We start from the raw sequence: 6,316 nt of genomic DNA, 5'->3' as shown, positions 1-6,316 counted from the left end.
CTACTGGATGAATACGGTCTGTTTGGCTAGCAAGAGCCGGGCTGGCCCGGCAAACGCAGAGCCCGGCACGGGCTGCAGGGCGCGAAAGCAGCAGACGTAAAAAAACCCCCACTCGATCACGAGCGGGGGTTTTTCGTATAAGTGCCTGACGATGACCTACTTTCACAGACGTCCGTCCACTATCATCGGCGCAAAGGCGTTTCACGGTCCTGTTCGGAATGGAAAAGGGGTGGTGCCACCTTGCTATGGTCGTCAAGCGTAAACTTGCGTGCCCCTCGCGCTCAACGCATCGTTGAGCCCAAAAGGCCAATCTGGGAAAAAGCACAATGCGGTGTCAACAGCCTCGCCCTGGGGGCGTGAGGCTGTCTGAACCATGTATTCATGTCATTTGCGTGTGTGGTATTGCGTTTTTTTGTTTCTGAACGACACTTGAAAACCCACTAACCTAAACGGTTATAGGATCAAGCCTCACGGGCAATTAGTACTGGTTAGCTACGTGCATTACTGCACTTCCACACCCAGCCTATCAACGTTCTGGTCTCGAACGACCCTTCAGGGGAGTCAAGCTCCCGGGATACCTAATCTTCAGACGAGTTTCCCGCTTAGATGCCTTCAGCGGTTATCTCTTCCGTACTTAGCTACTCGGCAATGCCATTGGCATGACAACCGATACACCAGCGGTACGTCCACTCCGGTCCTCTCGTACTAGGAGCAGGCTCCGTCAAGTATCCAACGCCCACGGCAGATAGGGACCAAACTGTCTCACGACGTTTTAAACCCAACTCACGTACCTCTTTAAATGGCGAACAGCCATACCCTTGGGACCGGCTACAGCCCCAGGATGAGATGAGTCGACATCGAGGTGCCAAACACCGCCGTCGATATGAACTCTTGGGCGGTATCAGCCTGTTATCCCCAGAGTACCTTTTATCCGTTGAGCGATGGCCCTTCCATACAGAACCACCGGATCACTATGTCCTACTTTCGTACCTGTTCGACGTGTCAGTCTCACAGTTAAGCACGCTTATGCCATTGCACTATCGACACGATTTCCGACCGTATCTAGCGTACCTTCGAACTCCTCCGTTACACTTTAGGAGGAGACCGCCCCAGTCAAACTGCCCACCATGCACGGTCCCCGATCCGGATAACGGACCTAGGTTAGAACCATAAAACGACCAGGGTGGTATTTCAAGGTTGGCTCCACGCAGACTAGCGTCCACGCTTCAATGCCTCCCACCTATCCTACACAGGCCGGTTCACAATCCAATGCAAAGCTACAGTAAAGGTTCATGGGGTCTTTCCGTCTAGCCGCGGGTAGATTGCATCATCACAACCACGTCAACTTCGCTGAGTCTCAGGAGGAGACAGTGTGGCCATCGTTACGCCATTCGTGCAGGTCGGAACTTACCCGACAAGGAATTTCGCTACCTTAGGACCGTTATAGTTACGGCCGCCGTTTACCGGGGCTTCGATCAAGAGCTTGCACCCCATCACTTAACCTTCCGGCACCGGGCAGGCGTCACACCCTATACGTCCACTTTCGTGTTTGCAGAGTGCTGTGTTTTTAATAAACAGTCGCAGCCACCATTTCTCTGCGGCCCCTTCATGCTCAGTGCGCAAGCACCTCACACTACCAGGGCATACCTTCTCCCGAAGTTACGGTATTAATTTGCCGAGTTCCTTCTCCTGAGTTCTCTCAAGCGCCTTGGAATATTCATCCCGTCCACCTGTGTCGGTTTGCGGTACGGTCTTGTAAAGCTGAAGCTTAGAGGCTTTTCTTGGAACCACTTCCAATCAGTTTAGGGCCGTAGCCCTATTCAGTGACACCCTTGAATTACGCGCCCGGATTTGCCTAAGCGCCTTCTTCGATGCCCCAACGGAGACGTCCAACACTCCGATGACCTTCCGCGATCCGTCCCCCCATCGCACTTTACAATGGTGCGGGAATATTAACCCGCTTCCCATCAGCTACGCATCTCTGCCTCGCCTTAGGGGCCGACTCACCCTGCGCCGATGAACGTTGCGCAGGAAACCTTGGACTTACGGCGAGGGGGCTTTTCACCCCCTTTATCGCTACTCATGTCAGCATTCTCACTTCTGATACCTCCAGCAGCCTTTACAAGCTACCTTCGCAGGCCTACAGAACGCTCTCCTACCACGTGCACGTAAACGTGCACATCCGCAGCTTCGGTAACCGGCTTAGCCCCGTTACATCTTCCGCGCAGGACGACTCGATCAGTGAGCTATTACGCTTTCTTTAAAAGATGGCTGCTTCTAAGCCAACTTCCTGACTGTCTATGCCTTCCCACTTCGTTTCCCACTTAGCCCGTTTTAGGGACCTTAGCTGGCGGTCTGGGTTGTTTCCCTCTTGAGTCCGGACGTTAGCACCCGGTGCTCTGTCTCCCGCGCTGTACTTGTCGGTATTCGGAGTTTGCCATGGGTTGGTAAGTCGCTGTGACCCCCTAGCCATAACAGTGCTCTACCCCCGACAGTAATACGCGAGGCACTACCTAAATAGTTTTCGGAGAGAACCAGCTATCTCCAGGCTTGTTTAGCCTTTCACTCCAATCCACAGTTCATCCCCTAATTTTTCAACATTAGTGGGTTCGGTCCTCCAGCACGTGTTACCGTGCCTTCAACCTGACCATGGATAGATCGCCTGGTTTCGGGTCTACACCCAGCGACTGATTCGCCCTATTCGGACTCGCTTTCGCTACGCCTCCCCTATTCGGTTAAGCTTGCCACTGAATGTAAGTCGCTGACCCATTATACAAAAGGTACGCAGTCACACCCGAAGGTGCTCCTACTGTTTGTATGCATGCGGTTTCAGGATCTATTTCACTCCCCTTCCGGGGTTCTTTTCGCCTTTCCCTCACGGTACTGGTTCACTATCGGTCGATCACGAGTATTTAGCCTTGGAGGATGGTCCCCCCATATTCAGACAGGATTTCACGTGTCCCGCCCTACTTGTCTAACGCCTAGTACCACCGATTTGATTTCGCTTACGGGACTATCACCCACTACGGTTGACCTTTCCAGATCATTCAACTATCAAATCGACTATCACGTTAAGGCTGGTCCGGTTTCGTTCGCCACTACTTCCGGAATCTCGGTTGATTTCTTTTCCTCAGGCTACTGAGATGGTTCAGTTCACCTGGTTAGCTTCGCTACACCTATGTATTCAGTGTAGGATACGACATCGCTGTCGTGGGTTCCCCCATTCGGACATCTACGGATCAAAGCTTGTTTGTCAGCTCCCCGTAGCTTTTCGCAGACTACCACGTCCTTCATCGCCTGTGATCGCCAAGGCATCCGCCGCATGCACTTATTCGCTTGATCCTATAACGCTTTAGGCTAATTATAGGATTATGAGTTTTCGCGTTGTGCCGTTCATCACTCACAATATCCACATTGATTAATCAATGCGCTATCTATATTGAGAACTATTTGAACAAAATTGTTGATTTTGCAATCACAACCCGCATATTCACACATCCCGATATATTATCGCGATGCATCATGAATACACTTCGTTGTGCTTTTTCCAGATTGTTAAAGAACAAGTTAAAACCATCGAGCTAATCAGCCCAACGAGCAGTACCGTCTAAAAAAACGATACTGGTCGTTGAACTGAGCCATACACCGCTTTTTTCGGCCAACGCCGAGGCGTGCAATGTCTCAATTCCTTCCATGAACCAAACTTGCCAACAACGCTGTTGGCAAGTAAACGCCAACCCAATCAACACCGCTAAAATAATGGTGGAGGATGACGGGATCGAACCGACGACCCCCTGCTTGCAAAGCAGGTGCTCTCCCAGCTGAGCTAATCCCCCGAGGTAAATCGTGGTGGGTCAAGTTGGAATCGAACCAACGACCCCCGCCTTATCAAGACGGTGCTCTAACCGACTGAGCTACTGACCCAATTGTTGTGTTGCCAGGTGTTGATCGACCTTGGTCATGGAACTTGTTAACAGCCAATAAGTGTGGACGCTTTCGCTTCGTGAGCACGCGCTCTGAAAGGAGGTGATCCAGCCGCACCTTCCGATACGGCTACCTTGTTACGACTTCACCCCAGTCATGAATCCCACCGTGGTAAGCGCCCTCCTTGCGGTTAGGCTACCTACTTCTGGTGAAACCCACTTCCATGGTGTGACGGGCGGTGTGTACAAGACCCGGGAACGTATTCACCGCGGCATTCTGATCCGCGATTACTAGCGATTCCGACTTCACGCAGTCGAGTTGCAGACTGCGATCCGGACTACGATCAGGTTTCTGGGATTAGCTCCCCCTCGCGGGTTGGCGACCCTCTGTCCTGACCATTGTATGACGTGTGAAGCCCTACGCATAAGGGCCATGAGGACTTGACGTCATCCCCACCTTCCTCCGGTTTGTCACCGGCAGTCTCATTAGAGTGCTCTTTCGTAGCAACTAATGACAAGGGTTGCGCTCGTTGCGGGACTTAACCCAACATCTCACGACACGAGCTGACGACAGCCATGCAGCACCTGTGTTCCGGTTCCCTTGCGGGCACTCCTCAATCTCTTAAGGATTCCAGACATGTCAAGCGTAGGTAAGGTTTTTCGCGTTGCATCGAATTAATCCACATCATCCACCGCTTGTGCGGGTCCCCGTCAATTCCTTTGAGTTTTAATCTTGCGACCGTACTCCCCAGGCGGTCAACTTCACGCGTTAGCTGCGCTACTAAAGCCTATTGGCCCCAACAGCTAGTTGACATCGTTTAGGGCGTGGACTACCAGGGTATCTAATCCTGTTTGCTCCCCACGCTTTCGTACCTGAGCGTCAGTATTATCCCAGGGGGCTGCCTTCGCCATCGGTATTCCTCCACATATCTACGCATTTCACTGCTACACGTGGAATTCTACCCCCTCTGACATACTCTAGCTAGGCAGTTAAGAATGCAGTTCCAAGGTTGAGCCCTGGGATTTCACATCCTTCTTTCCTAGCCGCCTGCGTACCCTTTACGCCCAGTAATTCCGATTAACGCTTGCACCCTACGTATTACCGCGGCTGCTGGCACGTAGTTAGCCGGTGCTTATTCTACAGGTACCGTCATTAGCACCGCTTATTAGGCAGTGCCGTTTCTTCCCTGTCAAAAGTACTTTACAACCCGAAGGCCTTCATCATACACGCGGGATGGCTGGATCAGGGTTCCCCCCATTGTCCAAAATTCCCCACTGCTGCCTCCCGTAGGAGTCTGGGCCGTGTCTCAGTCCCAGTGTGGCTGGTCGTCCTCTCAAACCAGCTACGGATCGTCGCCTTGGTAGGCCTTTACCCCACCAACTAGCTAATCCGATATCGGCCGCTCCAATAGTGAGAGGTTCTAAAAGAATCCCCCCTTTCCCCCGTAGGGCGTATGCGGTATTAGCCACTCTTTCGAGTAGTTATCCCCCGCTACTGGGCACGTTCCGATATATTACTCACCCGTCCGCCACTCGCCACCAAGAGAGCAAGCTCTCTCGTGCTGCCGTTCGACTTGCATGTGTAAAGCATCCCGCTAGCGTTCAATCTGAGCCAGGATCAAACTCTTCAGTTTAATCTCTGTTTTCGTTTGCTTCGCCCTATAAATAGGACTCAGCGGAGTGTACTCAAAGAAATCTTCAGTGTATGCACAAGGCAATACTAAAAACTTCTTTATGTGAGCACTTGATTTTAACTTTGTGGCGAATCTTCGTGAGAAGATTGGCTCACTCATTCCAAGCGCCCACACTTATCGGCTGTTAAATTTTTAAAGAACGGGTCGACATCAATTGGTCACAATCAACATCCATACTGCCTGTACTGCGTTATTCTGCACTGCCTGCCGGCCCACCGAAGTGGTGCACCGCAACCAGAGAAACGAGATTATGAAGCATCTAAATTTGTTTGTCAAGCAATTTGTTGGAAGAAGTAAAACTAAAACACTTTCAACATACCGCCTAACCCACCTGCCTCGATCTCTCGTAAACCTAAATACTTAAACGCCGTGTCAGCACCGTACTTCCTGGCACCTTAAACACGACCGTTAAACATTGAGGTTTACGTCCCTGCTGTACTGCTACCTGCCCGGCAATAACTGCGCTGCCGTCTTCCCACTTGTTTGCTACTTGCTTACTACTTAGCTTCCTGCTTCTCTTTCGCTTCTGGCTATGGCCTGCTTTCGTTTTCACAAAAGCCGCTGCAGTAGCGAAGCAGTAAACTATAGCACTGCTTTTTGCTGGCTGTCAACTAAAAGTTAACGGCTGGCACCGAAGTGCCGTTGCCACTCATTGCAAAAACACTGTGATGATTTGAAGCTGCCCTTTGGGCTAAGCGG

At 51.4% G+C, this 6,316-nt stretch carries 2 tRNA genes and 3 rRNA genes; all 5 read right to left on the bottom strand.

Annotation, left to right across the window (positions count from 1 at the left end):
• Positions 1–143 precede the first annotated feature (143 nt).
• Positions 144–257: ribosomal RNA gene (gene rrf, locus L1889_RS17805) — 5S ribosomal RNA — on the bottom strand.
• Positions 258–457: 200 nt separating this feature from the next.
• Positions 458–3,342: ribosomal RNA gene (locus L1889_RS17800) — 23S ribosomal RNA — on the bottom strand.
• Positions 3,343–3,760: 418 nt separating this feature from the next.
• Positions 3,761–3,836 (bottom strand) — tRNA-Ala (locus L1889_RS17795).
• A gap of 11 nt (positions 3,837–3,847) precedes the next feature.
• A tRNA-Ile gene (locus tag L1889_RS17790) sits at positions 3,848–3,924 on the bottom strand.
• A gap of 95 nt (positions 3,925–4,019) precedes the next feature.
• A 16S ribosomal RNA gene (locus tag L1889_RS17785) occupies positions 4,020–5,557 on the bottom strand.
• Together the 16S, 23S and 5S rRNA genes with 2 tRNA genes alongside form the textbook arrangement of a ribosomal RNA operon.
• Positions 5,558–6,316 lie beyond the last annotated feature (759 nt).

The organism is Paenalcaligenes niemegkensis (assembly GCF_022230885.1).
GTDB classification, from domain to species: Bacteria; Pseudomonadota; Gammaproteobacteria; order Burkholderiales; family Burkholderiaceae_B; genus Paenalcaligenes; species Paenalcaligenes niemegkensis.
The sequence above is the reverse complement of the archived record's forward strand: the minus strand, read 5'-3'. Positions and strand labels throughout refer to the sequence as shown.